A 19,633-nucleotide genomic window follows, 5' to 3' on the forward strand; every position below is an offset into this window, starting at 1 on the left:
TCCTTCCCAACTTAAATAAAGATTAATCAAATAAATAAAATTTGGTATTAATTTCAGCGTAAATTAAATATTAATAAACATATTAACAACACCTAAAAGCCCTCTAAAAAAGCATCATAGCCATGAGAAAACCTGACCAAATGACATCACCGTTTTTTTAATTAATAAAGATAATTAAATAAACAATGGACTTAGAAAGTAGCACTATAAAAGTAGTGGTATGAGAATGAAAAATATACCTAGAGCATATAAATTAGAAGGAAAATGGAAATATGGAGAGCCCATTATGATACTAGGGAACACATTGGTTGCTGGAGCGGGGCCGGTCGGCATTCAAACTAGCCAAATTATGGCTCCTCTTAGTCAAAAAATAGCCCTCATCGGCAAAAGCTCCCCTCAGTGGGAAAATAGGCAAAGATTAATCAAACAACACGGATACGTTGTTTGTTGTGAGGTGAATGAACCACAATTAGCGACACTAGTCGGATTAGTTAAGTTTAATGAACTTTATACAGAGCTCTCTCCCCTTCCCTCCTCTTGGGATACGTTAGTTTTAGCCACTCCAGCTCACGCCTATTGTGATGTGTTGTCTTCCTTTTCTGAAATTTTATTAAAGAACTTAAAACAAATCATTCTTATGTCCTCAATGCTCGGTGGGTGTCTTATTTTAGAAGGAATGTTAAAAAAGAAAGGAGCCTCTCCAAATATAATGCTCTTCTCTAGCTACTTTGCGACGTCTTATTTTACTTCTAACCCGACGGACAAAAATAGGGTCCTCACGGTCAGAACCAAAACAGTAAAAAAACGAGTTTATATTTACCAGTCTAAATCCAATGATGGTTTATTGAGCGCCTTGCGAAACGCTTTAGAAAAAATTGATGTTCAAGTCATCCCTTTAGATAACTCGTTCAGTGTGGAAGGCAGAAACATTGCTACTTATGTACACCCTGCTTTTATTATCAATACGTTTTCATTAGATCACATTTTATCTAAGGAAGACGAAGTTAAGTACATGTATAAACTGTACCCAGAAGGGCCAATCACCATGAGTTCGATTAGGGATTTACTACTGCACTGGAAATCAGTTTCTCGCCTACTTGAACATTACTCAGCTCAACCGATTAATCTACTGCAGTTGCTAAATGATGAACATCACCGAGTACATGAAAAGACTATCCCCAAGGACAAAATAGTCTCTTTCAACGAGCTTGATGAGATAGAGCAGGAATATCTACTCTACATACGATATAGCACAATCCTGATAGACCCAGACCCGTTTTCAAAAGGTAAAACCTTTGAGGTTTCAGCCAAACCTTATATCAAAGGAAAAGTTAGAAAAGGAAGACTACTACTCCCCAGAACTCCTCTAGAAGACCTACAGACCCTTTATTGGCTTAACCACTTAGTTCAAAGCTCAAGCCTAATCTCTTCTGTCACATTTCCCTCAATAGAAGTGTTTGAAAATTGGATAAAAGAAAGAAACCTACCAAATACGCTAATCCAGGCTTTAAAACAACGCGCAAAAGAATATTACGAATATGCAACCCCATCTATTAGCCCCTAGTAATTACTAGGGGACACACATATCTTTTAATTCGCATTTTAGCGTTTTGCTTCAAAAAGATAACAGGAAAAAGGAGATTAAGGTGTTAATAAGAAAAGCGACGCTCAACGACATATCCTCTATCAATGCTCTGTGTCACGAGCAACTAACAGGCAGCCACAGTAAAATTAGCCATTACAAGAGAGAGCAGAACGAATACAGCTTAAGTGATTACAATTTCAGTAAAATCAGAATCATTGATCTACTTTTTACGGAATCAATGATGAAGGAGAAGCTAAACAATAAAAATATCTATTTTTTTGTCGCTGAAACAAAAAAGAATAAACAAGTCATAGGTTACCTAATGGTTAGTGTCCATCCTCCTAAAAAAAGGCCGGCTCTCCAACAACGTCTCCCATCTTTCTACGCTTACATCGAACGATTTTATGTGTCGTATAAATACCATGAACAAGGTATTGAGCTTGCCCTACTCAACAGCTTTGATTATTGGAAAAAATACAAATCAGCACACTAATCATTATCTTTCAAAAAACCATGAAATTTGTCAATGCTCAGGCTGAGCATTGACAAATTTTCCCACAATCAAATCAATCTAAAGCTGTTTTTCTATAAAAGCCCATCAAACCTTCTTGATACCCAATCAAAAAGAAAAGGGCGAAACTAATATTGCCAGTGAGTTGCGAAAAGACAACACACACCACTCCGACCCAAGCTAAAATAACGTATTCAATCGGTCACCAGTTATAAATTGCCCCAAGCCCCCTGGTTATCCCAAACCAAAGTAAAGGCGAGACAGCGAGTAACCAAGGAGTTTGGACCTCGATTTTTATATGTCGGTTGCACCAGAAAAAAATAGCAACATGAAGCGTCGATACCACAGCGTAAATCACACCGGTAATTAAGGTGTGACTGAGACACTACATTGTGCTTGGATACTGGTAGGAGGGCAGGGTAGGAGAGTATTAGAAGAGAACAGTTCATCTGCTTGGCATATGTGGCTTCAAACATCGAAATTAAAGCTAAGCGGTGTTCTGCTATTCGCTAGACAGATCTACGAGAGAAAGCCCTAATGCCTCACCTATGACATCTGAACAACTAGAAATTCGTGAATTTTAAAAGAAGGTATCTCGTCTTAAATAGGTTGACGATTTTTAGCAAGCCTGTAACGGAATTTTTTGTTTTTTCATACATATTATTTGGCCTGTTCATCTTACGAATGAAGGCGTCCGTTGACAATGACAACTAATGAACGCCCTCATCAGATTGAACATAAGTCATGTAGCTCACCAAAAACTCCTCTACCTTTGAAGAAAACATTTATTTTACCAAATTCGGATGTTTTTTCATTCAATGCCTTTTTCATTGTTTTGGTGTAGCTCCATTTTGGCTTAACCAGCAACCGCTCTTCTTGAAGGTAGTTAAACTAAACATCGCGGCCCAGCTTTATTCCTTTAGCTATCAATTGAGGTTTTAGTAAGAGAAGTGAAGCTTGTGAGTTCCTAGTCGAGACATGAAGCGCCTTAGTGCAAGCTCACCTTGACAATTTTTCTCTCTGATATACACATTAAAGATAAATATCGCGTAACGAACAAGCCCTAATTACGCTTACTTTCTTTTCGAAGGCTTCTTGCCGCCCTCGGTGATTTCGGCATCGTGCTCTTCCTTGAACTGACTAAATAATCCATTTCTCCATTTTCAATGGTATCCACAACCTGTATTTAAAGCCTAGTGTGTAATCTCGCTGAGTGCTCTTAACGTAGTGTTTATTTGGGATGGTCATAATTAGTCCTCAATGTATAAACATATTTCAAGACGGGGAAAATATTAAAAAAACCACGACTCTGCTGATAGTTTAACAGTCGGACAAGAGATAAAGTTTATCGATGGCTTACAAGCTCGTCGGAAACCTAAAAATATCATGGACCGCAGCGGCCAAGGCTGTCACTAAATAAGTGGAAAGTATCATCAATTACTGCGGTGCTTCCAGATAAAAAACTTATCTCGACGAAAAAATTGCAGGGAGTAGGCGACAATCGAACGTTTTTTAGAAGCTTAAATACTAAGTGGATTCCCGCAATAAATTATCGCAGCTTTGCAGAGACTCAAAAAATCATCCAATACATAATTAGATATTCCAGCCAACTTAGGCCATATCAGTATAATGGTGTTCTGACACTCATTGGCTCAGAACGATTGATTGTCTTGAAAACCGTGACCAATTTTATTGGACCACTATACTCTTGCCTCTAAAGAAAGATAAAGCCCAATTAAGCGATAAACGTAATTTCCCATCTAAGGGTTGATAAAGATTGCTACAAAGTTAGCGTGGTTGCATGACATTGGTATTCCTACAACGTTCGCGAGCTTGTTCGGTTGTGGAGTGGAACAGCACCTACCGACAATTTCAATTTAATAATCAGTAATTTCAGAGCAAGCTTCAGGAACACATTCGTCAAAGTTGGATTTCATTTACGCAACAAGGTTTAAGTCGATTTTAAAGTTAATCTTCTCAGGGACGATAGTAGAAATAGCCTCTGAAGCCAATTTCTATCCAAGAGTGAGAGAAAGGGGCGGTAAATTATAATTATTGACTTAACCTTTGAAATTCGAGAGTTCGTAATATTTGATTTCTGGCGTTGGCACTTAAGGTTCTTCCCAAGGCAAATTAATCCCACTGTCATTAATATAATCAGAGCTCAACACACACAACTCATCACAACACGAATCAACCTTTGTCCAATCCTAAATCTATAGGCCTCATCATTTGCTTGAGGAGGCTATTGCCGATTGTAGTAGCTCATCAGGTAATAGCGGCTGAGCTTGTGTCCACTCGATTTTCAAATTTATGAATAACTTCTCCATGGGAGCATTGACGATCCCATGTCAATACTTACATCATAACTGAAAAATCTTTCAATATAATGGAGGGAAATTTACAAACGATATAGCGTTTCAAAAATCTTTGTGTTTCTCTTATCGAAAGTCCCTCTGCTTCTCTTCGCTACATATAGTTTTGTCTTAGGATCCTTCTCATTCTATCAAAACTACTGTCATCGGTGTCAGGATGTCTTTCCTGATGAAGTTTGTAACGAACTCACTTCAAAGAGGTTAGGTAAATGCAAACTCTTTGCCTAACCTCTGTAGATTAGCACATGCTGTAACCAACAATATCGCAGCTACACATGATCACACCAAAGTGTTCCATTAATGTTGAAGCTCTTTCTTTAGTTCGCATGAGAGAAACTTTTCGTAAGTAGATTTAAATGATAAATAGGTTTGACTGCATAAAAAATCGAGGAGACATAGCAAGCTCGTTTAATTCAGTCAGGCGCAGTGACGAGTAATGCATGAAACTGATTTACAGCCTGGGATGATCTAAAAAACGAAAAAGATCTTCACCATAAGAGCCCGCATTAATAGTAGCGATTTACCACCTAGTTTAGTACCTAAGATCATTAGACCACTACAAACCCAACCCATTTATCAATTACATGCAATTGGTAAAAAATATAGCTAAACATTAAGAGTAAGACATAAAATTATTAGAGAACTAACATTTACCCAACAACTAACATCAAAAATCTCTCGAGATTTGATGTTAGTTGTTGGGTTACCGACTGAGCCTAAGTGAAGTTGGTATATCTTGAAACTAGATCCTAAAGTTTCTAGTTTCTTAGAGTTCATCTAAATGTATCAACATCTACCGATTCAATATCAACATCTACCGATTCAATATCAACATCTACCGATTTTATATTGATATTAAACGATCAAAAATATAAACATTTACCGAAATAAGATTTTTTAGTATTAACATTAGCCGATCTAAAAAAAAGGTAAGATCATTAATTTAAGTTAACTTATGATAATTAACCTAAATTGGTTATAAAACGATCAAAGCATTAGATAAATTATGAATTAAATACATAGTTTGATCATTGCGAAGTAACTAAACATTTACCGAAAAAAGTAGTTATTTACCGATATTTATACATAATTTATGTGACGAGCTATAGATATTTACCGAAATAATATAGACATCTACCGAAGTTGATGAGGTAAGTAAGGTTATCTGTTAAAATGATACTATCTCATTCTTAGGTAATGATCATGACGTTATCATCCAACTCTAGCCTGACGGTTATTAATGAAGAAGACCGAAAAAATCGGTTTATCTCATCGATTCTTTTCTCTCGAGCAACTATTTTTCATCCTGCTTCTCGTTTGACTTCAACGATGCAGTCAAAATTGATTCAAATTGCTCAGAGTGGTGGTACAGATCCAAATCACCCATTAGAGAGTGTTAATATTAATAGCTATGGGAAAAGCTTCAGGGTTGATCTACATGTAGATTATCTCCTACAACCTCATCGCGATATCCTCGAGACTATGCTGGCCTATGCTCAAACTATTCAACTCGACGATGCTTCTTATGAAGCGGGATCTCGTTTAAATTGGTCCCAAGTATATCAAACCATTTCTGATGGTGATATTTCTGACACTCAACAAGATGGTTTCGACTCTTTTATTGACCGGGATGCAACCGTTTTATCGATGAGTATGTATGAGCTAGCAACCCGAATGGGAATGGCGACAACTCGTCCGAACTACGATCAAATTGAGCGTCGTATTACTCAATTGGCAACGGCTCATTTGGTGATTAATGAACTCGATGAAGAACAGAACGTTGTAGGCAAAAAGCCCTTAGAATTTGTGCAAGATTACCGTTTCTATTGTGATCGAAGTAAATTCAAAACCGGCCGTAAAAACAGTAAGAATCTAACTAACCATGTATTCTTAGTGCCAGACATGCGCTTGCTACAAGCGATACGCGACCATGGTTACTATTATCGATTAGAACAACACAAAATGACCAACTATAGTAAACCGTCAGTTCGCTCATTCTTAAAATACATTACCACGCACAAAGCAGAATTTTTACATAACAAAAAGTTTGAATGGGCGCTCGATAGTTACATTCAGTCTATTGCTTCTAAAGTCAGCCATAGCTTCCGGAGCGATCTAAGAAAAGATTTGTTGGCCAATGCCGTGCAAATTGAAAAAGATTTTAGTCTTCAATTTCGCGATGTTGGTAATGGTATACAGATCTTTTATATTGGGGAGGGTAAATCATGATTACTCAATCTCTTGATAGCTTGATGTCTTCACCTGCGAGCCAAAGCCTAGAGTTCAGTATAAAAGGCTTACTCAAAGGGCATGTAGGTATGTTGATTGCCGCACCGAATGTCGGTAAATCTCACCTTGCACTTTGTATTGCGATGGAACACGCTTCTTCAATGTCTTTACTAGGGATGAGCGCGGCCGACAAACCGGCTAAAACCTTGGTACTGAGTTCAGAAGACGGGGCTGGCGTGATTCAATCTCGAATGAAAGAAAAGCTGGTTAATTGCACTGCCACCATTAAGTCAGAGCTAAAAAAAAATCTACATTTTTTAACGGACATTGAACCGATAGTGATCCCGCCCGACAGCTCTGCACAAGAAAAAGTAGAACATAAGCAGTATTTAGAACAACTCAAACAAATTTTCTCTGAATTCGATTTAGTGATAGTAGACACCGTGACTGAGTCAATAGGCCGTTGTGAGGAAGTCAAACACGATCGCTTAATCAAAAATGTCTTCCAAAGCCTTGCCAGTGAATCAGGCGCTAGTTTATTGCTTGTTCATCATGTGAATAAAGAGGAAATTCGTGGTAATCAAGAAATTACCATGGCATCTGGGGCTGGTTTAACGTCGATAATGCGATTAACAAAGTGCTTATTTACGTTAAAGAGAAACAAGGATTTCCTGTCGATTAAGTACCTTAAGAGTAATTATTTACCTGAAAATGAAAATCAAGGGTTTGCGGTTGAAGTAAGACAAAACCTTACGATTAATCCACAGGTATTCAGTTTGAAATCCAAGACGTCTAAGTCTGTTCGATCGGTGCAAAGTATTAAGCAAAATCCAAAAAAAATTACGCTGCCTGGAACTATCCCGGAACAAGAAGAAATTGAAGAGCGTAAAAACCTCAGAGACGTTTTGTAAGCTAGCTCTCACATTTTCAAAAAGCACCGAATTTCGGTGCTGTCTTTTTGTCTGACTCTGTTCGCACTTTCTTATATCCGTTCACTTTTTTGTCTACCTTAGATAATCTTATTTAAGGTGAAAACATGGTGAACTACGCATATTTAGGAGTCTCTTCAGACAACCAATATGTAGCAAACTAAAAGCACGGGCTCTATGACTCTACCAAAAAGGTTGGGATAGGTAATTTGGTGTTTGTAGAAGTCAGCCGTATTGCACGTCTTACCTCACAAGTGCTCAAAGCACTCTAAGTGAGCATGGAAAATAAAATCATCGTCTATATTGCTAATCAGAATTTGCAACTGGATGGTTCAATGCTGTGTCGGATAATGGCAACAGTACTAGGCGCCAAATTTGGTTTTACTCTAGGCTTATTTCATGAAAATTGTCTATGTCCGTGTCAGTACCCAAGACTAAACGTCCGACGTTCAAATTTAACAGCTAAACCAGTTGTTGGGCTTTGCGAGGGAAGGGGACATTATTCACGTTACCAAAGTCGATTGAATGGCGCGTAATACCATCGATGCATTGCAAATTACCGCTCAGCTCGCGCAAAAGAAAGCCGGTTTGGTTTTTCATGATTTGTGCTATTTGGAGCTCAATAGCTATGTAGGCCGGATCATTTACACCACCAAGATGGAAAGAAAACACATCTTGCAGCGCTGTAATGAGGGGGTTGGCACGAAAATAGGGCTTGTTTTTTCCAGCTTTACGTTTCATGAAAACGGTTGAGGGGACGTTTAAGTGTACTGGGTTTTGTTTTTATGTTCGATGCAGTTTTTAGGAGGCCGCATGACAGTTTGTCCCACAAGATCCGCCGAGACATATCTAGGTGAATTCGACCGATTTTGACTCCACCGTAAAGGCGGTTTAGGTACATGAGGTGCTCGTTAAGGATTTCGAATCTACCGACTCCATAAGACTAGAAGAAGGCAATCTAGGTTAAGGTGTCAGGATTATATATTGTGACGGCGTAACAAGTTTTGAGCCGATGCGAGAAGATTACGTTTGCGAAGAAAGTAGAAAGGACGAGAGAAACAACGTTCGCGTATCGGCCTCTTCTCTTTATGACGACTAGGAACAGGCTCTTAACGTCGATATCACGTTAAATAATCGTTAATGTTTACTTCATCAATTTGCTCAGGCTGTAAATAGTCATCAGTAAGACGTTTACAAACCCTCGAACTTAAAAAAAAAGCGAACAGAGCAGGGTCAACGCTTCAAAGAGATCGGCAATGGCCATGACTTTTGTGGTAAGAGGCATCTCTGAGCCCGTTAAGCCCATAGGTTACACTTACCATTAATTTTCTCATGGTGGCCTCCCGCAATTTTTGCCAAGTTTCGAATATGTCGTGGGAACGGTAGCTACTCCAAAATATGGATGGTTTGAACAATGTGATCGTTGATGATAAACCGTTCTTTCTCTGTTAACGTGCCGCTCTGAATACCTAAGTTGTGCATTTATCCTTTATTCGCCTGATATTGCTTCGGCTGGGTATTTATCTTTTTTCGTGTACTGCTTCATTTCTTCTGAAGATGTACCGAGTTGTTTACTTAAGGTTAGAGTCCACATTCGTGAGACGATATTAGGTTCAGTTGGTGTGATAAACTCTGCTCCCAAATTAAGCTGAGCTAAAAATTAAAAATATTGATTCAACTGTTCACAATTTTCTATTAGTTGCTTTCACCATCCAACTGGATACGCTTGCACCAAAGACTTCAATTTCGTAATTTCTTCCTCACGTTTAAGAAGCTTGAAGCGTATTCTTACTTCGTGGATCCGGTTATAAATCGCTTCCAGTTTTGTTGCTTTTTTGACCACACCTTCGGGTGTCGTGATTTTTCCACAGTTATGTAGCCAACTCGCCATTTTCAACTCTTGCCACTCTTTTTGAATTAAGAAAAAAGTGGTCAAAAGGCGGTAAGGTAGATTCTTGAGCTGCGCGAGTTAACCACTCGGCTAAGATTGGAACACGTTGGAACTGGTTTCTGTATAAAGGGATTTTTTGTCTAATAATCCTGCAATAAATTTGATGAATTGGTTAAGGAGTCATGTATGGTTTATGGTGTGCACGACATGGAAATTTGATTCGATAGGGACAGCAAGGAGTGCCTTGAAAAGACATTTATTGCCAGAGTTTGTGTGCTATCCCGTCAGTAGCCTTGATTCATACCATGTACAACGTTGATTTGATGAATTTAGTTGACTTAGGCTGGCGCTGCCAACCGTAACCTTGATGTGCTTCGTTCTATTTTTAAGTATGCTGTTCAGCAGCGTCTTGTATGGAGAATCCTTGTGATGGCATTAAGCAAAACCGTAAAAAATAGCTTAATCACACATCTTAAGTATGGAAGAGCCAAAGCAGCTTAAAATCGTTTTAAGGTGCTAAAATTGCTCCTTTTAATGGGTTGTCTAATTTAAGAGGTGACGGGGCTGAGATGGTCTTTTGTCAAAAATGATGAATGGCACCGCAGTTGTTAGGTCATAAGCGTATTCCGTCAACGCTTCGTTTGCCCATGTGAATGATGCGCAAGTATCGCTATCTTCTGAGGCGATAGGGGAAGTCATTCGTGGAATATTATCAGGTCAGTTTATGAGTAAACCTAAAAATCGAAAAGTGAGAGCATCCAAACCTAAACAGACGAGCTCCCAAGCGCAGAGGAAGACTTATCAAAGCAATGCCAACACGTACTGATGAGGAAGTTGAACGGTTTAGGTATCTGTGTTGATATTAGGATGTTAATTGAGTCGATTCTCGGGCGATAACTCACTCTAGTAAGGGCTAATTTTCAAAGTGATAGACGCAGAAGTGTCTTAATATTAACCAACAATAGTCTGGTAAGTGTGTTACCTTGGTTTTTATCCCTACCGCTTAGTAGGGACTTCTTTTCTTTTCCGAACTCGCATCTCGGCACTCCTTAGTTGCCCTCCTAAGCCTCACCGCAGGCTTTAATTATGTCCATTTCAACCCAAAAGTTAAGAAACATCTTCAAATTCACTAGAATTGAAAATTTCAAAACCAACTACAATGTAACTCATATTGCTCCTTGCCTACCACTTGCTCAGAAAGTGAAACCTGTCATCCCTTCGGCAATTATATATTGCGAAGGTAATTTCGGTGAAATTGATGGTAAAACCGCTAATGGGCTAGTGAGGCATTCATTAAGCTATCGTATTCTATCGGTTATTGATAGTGTATCTGCCGGCTTAGATGCTGGAGAAGTACTTGATAACAAAGCCAATGGAATACCGATCCTTGCCAATGCTGAAGAAGCTATCATTCACGCGGAAAGCATTCCCGATTACTTCATTTTTGGCATTGCGCCATCAAGTGGTTTTTTATCTGACTTAGATAAAAGCATCATTTTAAATGCCATGTCACTAGGAATGAACATCGTAAATGGCTTGCATGAATTCCTAACTGATGATCCTCTATTTTTAGAAGCTAGCTTAAAGAATAACGTTCGAATATTCGATACTCGCAAACCCAAAAGTAAAGGCGATCTGAAAACGTTTAGCGGCAAAATACACAACGTTAAATGTCCGAGAATTGCTGTAATGGGGACGGATTGCGCGCTAGGAAAACGAACAACAGCAACAATATTGGCGAATGAACTGACTAGAAAAGGCCTTAACGTCGTTCTGATTGCCACTGGTCAAACAGGTATTATGCAAGGCGCACAATACTGCGTTGCACTCGATGCTGTCCCTTCACAATTTTGTGCCGGTGAGTTGGAATCTGTCATTGTACAGGCCTATGAAAAAGAAAATCCGGACCTGATTATTATTGAAGGGCAAGGAGCCTTGAGTCATCCTGCGTTTTCAACCAGCGCATTTATCTTACGTGGCAGTTGTCCAGCGGGTGTGATATTGCAACATGCTCCTAAACGTTTATATCGTAGTGATTTTCCTGATTGCCCAATGCCTTCGATTGCTTCAGAAATCAATCTTATCGAAACGTTTTCTAATACCGATGTTATTGGACTAACACTGAATCATGAAGATATGTCTTTAGATGAAACCTGTCGTGCGATAGACAGCTACACTACCGAATTTGGTATACCGGTTACTGATGCATTATCACAGCCTGTCGAACATCTACTGCACATCGTAACGTCAGCCTTCCCTATGATAGCAAGAAAACTGGCCGCAAAAGGGTGAACTGCCCTAGATTAGACATTGATTGTGGGAAGATTCACCATAACGCTCAGTACCTGATCACTCAGCTCTCACTAAAAAATATATCCGTTACACCTGTAACAAAAGTCTTCCTCGGCCACCCTATCATCGCACAAGTTCTTATTGATGCTGGCGCAACAATGTTAGCCGATTCAAGAATGGAAAACCTTCAAAAGATGACTGAATCAGGCATTGCTATCCCTAAAATGCTGATACGTACGCCCATGCTAAGTCAAGTGGCGAGTGTAATAAAATACAGTGATATGAGTTTAAATTCTGAAGTTGAAGTAATTCAGAGGCTTTCACATGCAGCGGAACAACAAAATTGCCGTCACGGTATCATTATTATGGTTGAGCTTGGCGATCTCAGAGAAGGTGTGATGCCGAATCGCGTGATTGATTTTATCCGAGAGATTATTTCTTTACCGAACATCACGATAAAAGGAATTGGTGCGAATTTAGCCTGTCGGTATGGCGTCGCTCCAAATGAACAAAATATGAATATTCTTTCTGATCTTGCCGATGGAATTGAAGCTACATTTGGGGTCAATCTAGAAATTATTTCAGGGGGTAATTCTGCTTCAGTTAACTGGGCTCTTCAGAGAACAGGCTTAACTCGAGTCAATAACCTTCGTATAGGAGAAGCAATTTTTTTAGGCTGTGAGCCTTTAGAGCACGAAAATATCAAAGGCTTACATACGGATGCGGTTTCTTTGACCGCTGAAGTGATTGAATCCAAGATTAAACCGACTTTGCCTTGGGGAAGTCGGGGGTTAAATGCTTTTGGTGAAAAAGAAAACCTTCAAGATAGAGGGGAGGTATCACAAGCTATTCTGGCATTAGGCCGCCAAGATGTTTGTGTCAGCGGGCTTAAGGCTCCGAATGGGATTAAGATCATGTCTTCAACTAGCGATCACTTTGTCCTTGAATCCTCACAGAAACCACTACTTGTAGGGGAAAAAGTCACATTCAGTTTAGATTACAGTGCGCTCTTATCTTCTATGTCTTCACGTTATATCCATAAATATTTTAAGGCACCTAAAGGGAGAAGAAGCGCATAATGCTACGAACAACAGTAATTTTCTTCGTCAGTGTCATGCTTAACGGTTGTCAGATAAGCCCAATAAAATCTAATGGGCTTGCCGATTATAGAGCGACGGTTATCTCAAGCCAACTGCCACAAGAGTTAGGCTCAATCACACTCGTAAATGCTCAGTCAGAGGGCAATAGTGTCACTCTTATTTTCGTAAAAAAGAAAACTTTGAATATGGACAGCTTAGTAGAAAAAGTCGCCGTTAGTTTTTGTGACAACATCGAAATAAGACCACTATTAGAGAGGGGGGTCTCTTATCGAATCATTACCTTAGGCAAAAATGATAACGTAGAAAGCCTTAACGTCATTTCTCTAGCTAAGTGCTCTAATTGAATGCTCAGCAGTCGAATGGATAAAAGCCAATACGAGTTGTTCAATGTACTAAATGACACTATTTTATTAAGGTTTGACCGCCTTACGCCTTGGGAAAAAAACTTTATCACGGACCTACACCACAAAGCTTTAACTAAGCAGCTCATTTCAACGAAACAAGAACAACTTGTCTTAAAAATTTCAATGAAAGCCTACAAATCAAAGAAGAAAATCGAACATTCCAACTTTTAATTTAAGCCTGTATATACTTAATCGGTTGTTGCTTTCGCATTTGGCTTGGAAAAGAAAATTGCTGGCTGTTGGAAGTCATCAAAATCCATTTCATGAGACTCTGTTGAGTTCTTGTCTTTTTCTCAAATTGAACTTCAAGGTCTGTTTTTCTCTGAATCTGCTTAACACGGCTAAATATCCTATTTTGCGAAGAGACCTCGCAACCCCGGAAGTAGAGAAAATCACTCGATCTTAGTTTGTTATCAAGAATGGCTCAGTTAAGTAACGCAAGCTACATCCAACTACTATCAATCTCTAGTTTGGTTTTGATCCGCCAAATCTCTTCAAGCCGAAAGGAAATGTCGGATAGACGGCACCTGTTACCAGGTGCCACCCTCCTCAGAACCGTGTGCAACTTTCACTGCATACGGCTCAAGCCTCCACAAAGGCACAGTGAAGCACCCAGTAATTAAATCGTTATAGGACTAGAGCGAGACCAAAAGTTGATCGCAACATTAGCTCTTCGTGTTAATTACCTTTGCGATACGCACTTGAAGCTTTAATACCTCGCCAATGAGCACTCAGTAATTGAGAGACCACGGTTCGTTGTAAGAAGATGCACTAATTTCATTCGAAATCATCATTTGCTTTTCTTCTTCAATAAAGTTCTTCAAACTCTTTCGCAACGGGAGACCAGTTAGAAGTCAGCTCGCTTTCGCGCCAGATATAAACCTGTATCCACTTCATTACAAAGCGGCATTTGCTTTCTCTAACCTCCTTTACCTGCATACCTATCGGCCACCTTCACAGGTAGCTTTCCCATAGGGAGGTATACAGGCTTACCCTGTTCCGTATGTCGCGTAAAAATGTCAACTTAGATGCCCACAATGGTGCGGAGAGTACAATGACCACGAAAGAGCATTGTCCAATCTCTTTCCGACTCTCGTTGCCTTTTGGCTACAGCGTATTAACCACTTCCGCTGTTTCATCACATAACGCGCCTTAAATGGATTCACATTACATTCATCATATTGACTCCCTAGCACTCACCCGATTTTGAGGTTATCAGGAGGAACATCCTCTCACGATTTTGCTCCCGCACAGCCTAACGACCAAGCTTCGTTACGTTGTCAGAGCCGCTGCTTTATTCAGGCTCTTAGGGTCATCTGGTGATACAGATGGTTCACTCTGCGTGGTGAACAACGCTTCATACGACTTCAGGTCGCACGGACAATTATGAGTTAGATAAATTGCAGTACAAATAAAAAGAGGTCTCCTTTACCTGTATTAGTTCCTATTAGCTCTGATAGGTCCCGAGGCGATAAGTGGGGGGACGTAAAGCAAACAGAACCAGCGTGGTAGGTCACGTCGATTCAGTGATTTAGTTATTACTACCACTGCGTTAATGGTGAAACGAGTCTTCTCTATGCCATTGAGATCGCTGCAAGGGTCTATCGATTCAATATTTAGGCTAGCTTCATGTTCCGTTGAGCTGCCCACATAACAAAAGTATCATTCGCCATGCAAAAGAGGTAGATATCTCATCTAAAACAAAAGCAAGAGGCGCAATGCTGTGCCTAGCCATTGAGTAGAGAGGCATCAAGGTTTATGGTGAAGGTAAGTAGGAAGTAAAAAACCTTGTTCAGATGGGAAGCTTAGAGTATGGCGAAAGTTACACTTAGCGGTCGATACCAAGACGCCGGAAATCCTTGCTGCTGAGTTAAGTTTATCTAATGTTACCGGTGGAGAAGTGCTCCCGAACTTACTCAAATAAACACGCCGAAGTCTCATAGAGGTATCTGGCGATGGCGCTATGACACGAGGTCTTGTTACTATGCAATTCAGATTAAACTCGCGTTTGAGCTCATCCCCCTCCCGAAATCTCGCGGCTGGTTGCCCGGAGGTGTCCGGTTCCAATAAGTATTGGAAACAGCGGTCTGGTTATCACAAACGTTTACTTTCATAAACTTAGACATGCTCAAAGCGCTGTAGAAGCTTGGGATGCCTGAAACCTGTCGTATTGATTAAAAAGCATATCAAACGGTGAAAAATGGTCTCTCAACTGAATTACGCGACAAAGCGGCCGTGCTTTATTGTCTTCTATTTCACCCATCCTTCCAAAGCGCATCAAATTCTTGGGCTTCAAGGATGTCTTCAATGCGGCGACGAACTTTGGTCTGCTGCTTTAATTTTTCTGGCACGGTTTTACTTGGATATGGTAAGGCGTGGTTGGGTTTAAGCGGTATTTCCATGCGCTGATGGGCTGGTACGGTTCTTTTGTCCATGAGGTGTTCTCCTTATTATGAATCAATCCCACTATTTTAATATTTTGGCTGATGTCGTTCTCTTCAAGTTCATTCTGGGTGCGTGCTTGACGGGGCCAGAATGAACTTGAGGTGTAATGTATTTGGCGATGTGGTCAATTTCTTTTTTAACGACTTTGCTTTGAGTGGACGTTTTCAAAACAAGGTCTTCTGGATGTCTTGGAACCAATCCAAATTCAATTGAACTTCTGCGAGTCGCTTTTTGAGGATAAGGGTTTGACGAGCGTTTAATTGCGGTTGTTTCAAGGTTCGTTCGTAATATTGACATACCGTGAGGGTGGTTTTGATGCTGAGGTCTATCTCACGGCTTAATTCTGTTGGTGCGAGAGAATGATTCATCAATTTTATACAAAACGAATCTCTATGCTGACAGGTGGCCACCGGTGTCGATAGCCAGTTAATTAGCGCTTGTTTACCAAGTTCGGTGATAGTGAAAGCGTTGCCTTTTGAAGCACAGTTCGCATGCGCTTCTATCCATCTTTCTTTGTGCAATACCTTAATCTCTCGATAAGTATGCTGTAGGACGGCGCTCCAATAATGGGATTTGTTGATTTCTTTGGTGACGCTGTAACCTGAGTGGGGGTTTTCATTTAAATACGTCAATATGACGTAACGTAGTGACATCTTTTTAGTTCCTTCAATTATTACAATGCGGTCGGCTTGAATGCGCTGAGATGTTAAGTGAAACGACTTTCATCATTATTGGGGCGATTATTAACCTGACGTCTTTATGCTTCTTCTTGTCAGCTATCGCAAGAGGTTGAAGGGTAATTAATAATTAATAATTATCCGTTTTTTGATTTTGAGTTGTTGATAGGCTTTGTGGTAACCATACCGCTCTTTCCAATATTTATTTGAGCCGTATAACTTCTAGCTGCCCATTGCGAGATTTCTAGGATGGCCACGCTCCCAGAAGGCTGCCCCTTCTCTTGGGGGGAATAAGCGCAACGGCTCGCTTAATCTTAATAGCAGCGTGACACGATCTCGTGTCGTAAGCGCCATCACCAGATACCTCAAGGGTGCTTTGACGTGTTTGTTTCAGTAAGTTCGGAAGAACTTCGCCATAAACCTTAAGGCCAGTAGCATCAATGGCTAGGTACTGTATTGCTCCTCTCGTTTTAGTCTTAAATGAGACCTCAACTTGCTTTGTTCTACGACTGATGCAAGTGTAATGCGGACAACTTAATGGAACATGGGCAAGTCTAAATATCGAGTCGATAAATCCTTGTAGCGCTCTCAGTGGCCGCGTTTCACCATGAGCGCTGTCGTGAGAGCTAAATCACTAAACCGACGTGGTCTCCCGCGCTTATTCGGTTTGCTTTGCGCCCACCTGCTTATCGTCTCTTCATCAATCCATGAGGCTAAGAAGGAGAGTGAATGTAGTTGCTCAGATCATAGGTTGCTGACTTATTTCCATTGAGTTGCGCAAAAAACCGAGGGGAATAAATTAAATCATAAATTAATTGTTTAATTGATGGGTTTTAAGCATTTTATCAAGATGACTACAGTCGTCACATTTATTTTAGTCATTATTATAGTTTCAAAGGATATTTGAGTGGAAACTCCAACTAGTTATATTTGTATTGTTATCGTTGTTCTGGGTCGCGCCTTAAGAGATGACTGCAAAGGTATATTTTTCAGACGTAATAAATTGTTTATTCATTTGCAGATAAATTTGGATAAATAGTTATCTTCCCTCATTAAAAAACGGAATTTAAGCGTTATTCTTTGATTTTTATAAACTCGAATCTAGCATGAAAACTTTAATTTATGAGGATACATTCATCATGCAATATGGACAATCAAGGATTGACGCTGCTTTTCAGAATTTTATAGACAGTTTAACTCAAGCAGATATTTGTAAGCTTCAATCCCAATTTTCAAAAAAGCCTCTGGTTTGCATCGCCGATATACTGCCAGAAAATTTGTGGCTTGAATTGAGTGAGGAAGCATCAAACTTAGTGGAACATTATGGCAAGCGAAAAAGTTTGGTTGTCAAAGAAACTTCGGATACCGAACGTAACATGATCACAGTAGGAAATACCATCTGCCGTGAAAATTCGCCTTTAATTGCCGCCATTTATGATTCTAGACCATTCCGACGCTTTCTCTCACATATAGCTGGTGAAATCGTTCACCAATGCCCAATTGAAGATGAGCAAATTGCAATCTCATTACTTGAGCGGAAAGGTGATACTCATGGGTGGCATTGGGACGATTTCAGTTTCGGTCTTGTTTGGTTAATTGATATTCCGGACGCGTCGTGTGGTGGGTTCACGCAATGTATTCATAATACTAAGTGGGATAAAAAAAATCCCGCGGTTTATGACGTCATTACTAATAATGCCATTGAGTCTTATCATTTCAACAAGGGCGGTTTTTATTTTTTCAAATCCGGAACGACATTACACAGAGTGCACCCTCTGACAAAAGATTCACGTCGATTGATCGTTAATATGGATTGGGCTTCAACGAGTGATCTTGAAAGAGAGCTGTCCATTGAGACAACTCTAGATATCTATAGTTAGGGACGACATTATGAAGCACAGTAACAGATCACGTCACACTATTATCAAGGAGCTCGCCACTTACATTTCGGGTGGAGCAAATTCACCAGGGCGAAAATTCTCTGAAGTAACCACGCCAATGATCATAGCTGATAAAGCGAGTGGTTCATATATTTGGGATTCTGAGGGTACTCGTTATGTCGATTTTATAATGGGGTTAGGTCCCTGTTTGCTGGGTCACTCACCCGATTGTGTGGTTGACGCGATCAAAGAGCAGGCATCTAGGGGATTGGTACTTGGCTTAACTCATAGGAGTGAAGCTGAGCTTTCAAAGATAATAGTTAACTCTTCAAAGCACATAGACAAAGTTCGTTTCACCTGCAGCGGTACTGAGGCTGTAATGACTGCCCTACGTATAGCTAGGGGGATTACACAGAAACAAATAGTGGTGAAGTTTTCCGGTGGGTACCACGGTCATTGTGACACTATATTAAGTGGTGCTAATAAGAAGGAAATTTCTGATAATTTCGGCACGGACGGCATACATTCAAGTTTCAAAAACGCCACAATTACTTGTCGATATAATGATATAGAGCAGATTAAATCGATTTTTAGCCAGTACAGTGATGAAATCGCTGCAGTGATCATTGAGCCCGTTGCCACTAATATGGGGTTAGTGCCAGCGCAAATAGAGTTCTTAAAAACACTGAGAGTATTATGTTCTAAACAAAATTCACTGCTGATTTTTGATGAAGTTGTCTCTGGATACCGATTTGGGTTTGGTCCGGTTTCAAATGAGTTGGGAATTTATCCAGACCTTACAACATTTGGCAAAATAATAGGTGGTGGTCTAGCAATTGGCGCATATGGCGGCTCAGATTCTGTTATGGCGCAAGTTAGTAATGAAGGTGGTGTATTCCAAGGTGGGACCTTCGCTGGGAATCCACTGACAATGACCGCAGGGATTAGTACGTTACGCTCATTAGAAGATGGAAGTGTCTATGAAGGACTTGACGCGATTACTGACGTTTTTACAAGAGAGTTGAGTTACAAATTTAAAGAGTACGGTATCAACTTCAATGTTGTAAAGAAAGGACCATTGGTTAGCTTAATACTTGTTGAGTCGTTGACTAATCTCACCTCTTTGGATGACGTCCAGAAGCAAGATCAAACCATTTTTTCCTCGCTACATCAAAAACTCTGTGAGCAGGGCTATTTAATTCCACCAACGATAGAAGAGCCACTGTTCTTCTGTAGTCAACACACGGAGCAGCAAATACTTGAGTTAGCTCAATTAATAGCCTTTCATTTAAACACCATATGCCACGAGTAAGTT

At 40.0% G+C, this 19,633-nt stretch carries 12 protein-coding genes and 6 pseudogenes; 13 read left to right on the plus strand and 5 right to left on the minus strand.

The genetic code is table 11. The features are described 5' to 3' along the window. Nucleotides 1–220: 220 nt before the first annotated feature. From AB4503_RS00230 to AB4503_RS00255, 6 genes and pseudogenes are all read left to right on the plus strand, one after another. Nucleotides 221–1,564: an opine metallophore biosynthesis dehydrogenase gene (locus AB4503_RS00230; RefSeq protein ID WP_017102562.1), complete on the plus strand. Its 1,344-nt coding sequence runs from the start codon at nucleotides 221–223 to the stop codon at nucleotides 1,562–1,564. Between the two features lie 82 nt (nucleotides 1,565–1,646). Continuing rightward, a complete protein-coding gene (locus AB4503_RS00235) occupies nucleotides 1,647–2,078 on the plus strand; it encodes a GNAT family N-acetyltransferase (RefSeq protein WP_371996046.1) in 432 nt (143 codons plus the stop codon). A gap of 3,596 nt (nucleotides 2,079–5,674) precedes the next feature. After that, complete coding sequence (locus AB4503_RS00240) at nucleotides 5,675–6,700, plus strand: hypothetical protein (RefSeq protein WP_016800063.1); 1,026 nt, start codon at nucleotides 5,675–5,677, stop codon at nucleotides 6,698–6,700. Further along, nucleotides 6,697–7,611, plus strand: a complete 915-nt coding sequence (locus tag AB4503_RS00245) for an AAA family ATPase (protein WP_017103257.1) — start codon at nucleotides 6,697–6,699, stop codon at nucleotides 7,609–7,611. Before AB4503_RS00240 ends, AB4503_RS00245 begins: the two co-directional genes overlap by 4 nt. Nucleotides 7,612–7,736: 125 nt before the next feature. Then, nucleotides 7,737–7,997, plus strand: a pseudogene (locus AB4503_RS00250) (resolvase); the annotation flags it as partial. 91 nt (nucleotides 7,998–8,088) lie between these two features. Beyond that, nucleotides 8,089–8,325: pseudogene (locus AB4503_RS00255) on the plus strand (recombinase family protein); the annotation flags it as partial. A 1,009-nt stretch (nucleotides 8,326–9,334) separates the two neighbouring features. Here the strand turns inward: AB4503_RS00255 and AB4503_RS00260 are convergent. Continuing rightward, nucleotides 9,335–9,520 (minus strand): hypothetical protein, encoded by a 186-nt coding sequence (locus tag AB4503_RS00260; RefSeq protein WP_017103258.1) that lies wholly within the window; start codon nucleotides 9,518–9,520, stop codon nucleotides 9,335–9,337. Nucleotides 9,521–10,606: 1,086 nt separating this feature from the next. Between AB4503_RS00260 and AB4503_RS00265 the strand changes: the two genes are divergently transcribed. The 4 genes and pseudogenes from AB4503_RS00265 (at nucleotide 10,607) to AB4503_RS00280 (ending at nucleotide 13,487) form a co-directional block, all read left to right on the plus strand. After that, nucleotides 10,607–11,812, plus strand: coding sequence for a DUF1611 domain-containing protein (locus AB4503_RS00265; RefSeq protein WP_017103259.1), 1,206 nt, complete (start codon nucleotides 10,607–10,609; stop codon nucleotides 11,810–11,812). Next, a pseudogene (locus tag AB4503_RS00270) lies at nucleotides 11,809–12,934 on the plus strand (alanine/ornithine racemase family PLP-dependent enzyme). Before AB4503_RS00265 ends, AB4503_RS00270 begins: the two are co-directional and overlap by 4 nt. Next, nucleotides 12,891–13,256, plus strand: coding sequence for a type II secretion system pilot lipoprotein GspS-beta (gene gspS2, locus AB4503_RS00275; RefSeq protein WP_016800069.1), 366 nt, complete (start codon nucleotides 12,891–12,893; stop codon nucleotides 13,254–13,256). Before AB4503_RS00270 ends, gspS2 begins: the two are co-directional and overlap by 44 nt. Continuing rightward, nucleotides 13,257–13,487 (plus strand): hypothetical protein, encoded by a 231-nt coding sequence (locus tag AB4503_RS00280; protein WP_016800070.1) that lies wholly within the window; start codon nucleotides 13,257–13,259, stop codon nucleotides 13,485–13,487. A gap of 13 nt (nucleotides 13,488–13,500) precedes the next feature. Here AB4503_RS00280 and AB4503_RS00285 read toward each other — a convergent pair. Then, nucleotides 13,501–13,860, minus strand: a pseudogene (locus tag AB4503_RS00285) (hypothetical protein); the annotation flags it as partial. Nucleotides 13,861–14,820: 960 nt separating this feature from the next. On the opposite strand from AB4503_RS00285, the pseudogene AB4503_RS00290 reads away from it, so the two are divergent. Beyond that, nucleotides 14,821–14,970 (plus strand): annotated as a pseudogene (locus tag AB4503_RS00290) (transposase); the annotation flags it as partial. Between the two features lie 601 nt (nucleotides 14,971–15,571). Here AB4503_RS00290 and AB4503_RS00295 read toward each other — a convergent pair. From AB4503_RS00295 to AB4503_RS00305, 3 genes and pseudogenes are all read right to left on the minus strand, one after another. After that, nucleotides 15,572–15,751: a hypothetical protein gene (locus AB4503_RS00295; RefSeq protein ID WP_016800071.1), complete on the minus strand. Its 180-nt coding sequence runs from the start codon at nucleotides 15,749–15,751 to the stop codon at nucleotides 15,572–15,574. A gap of 174 nt (nucleotides 15,752–15,925) precedes the next feature. Beyond that, nucleotides 15,926–16,414: a PadR family transcriptional regulator gene (locus tag AB4503_RS00300; protein ID WP_102428398.1), complete on the minus strand. Its 489-nt coding sequence runs from the start codon at nucleotides 16,412–16,414 to the stop codon at nucleotides 15,926–15,928. A 249-nt stretch (nucleotides 16,415–16,663) separates the two neighbouring features. Further along, nucleotides 16,664–17,155 (minus strand): annotated as a pseudogene (locus AB4503_RS00305) (transposase); the annotation flags it as partial. A gap of 389 nt (nucleotides 17,156–17,544) precedes the next feature. Between AB4503_RS00305 and AB4503_RS00310 the strand changes: the two are divergent. Continuing rightward, complete coding sequence (locus tag AB4503_RS00310; protein ID WP_229648115.1) at nucleotides 17,545–18,318, plus strand: hypothetical protein; 774 nt, start codon at nucleotides 17,545–17,547, stop codon at nucleotides 18,316–18,318. 10 nt (nucleotides 18,319–18,328) lie between these two features. Next, on the plus strand, nucleotides 18,329–19,630 hold the full coding sequence (locus AB4503_RS00315; protein ID WP_229648114.1) for an aspartate aminotransferase family protein: 1,302 nt from the start codon (nucleotides 18,329–18,331) through the stop codon (nucleotides 19,628–19,630). The last annotated feature ends 3 nt before the right edge of the window (nucleotides 19,631–19,633 follow it).

Origin of the sequence: Vibrio sp. 10N.222.55.B11 (genome assembly GCF_041473705.1) — a bacterium.
In the GTDB taxonomy this organism is placed as follows: Bacteria; Pseudomonadota; Gammaproteobacteria; order Enterobacterales; family Vibrionaceae; genus Vibrio; species Vibrio crassostreae_C.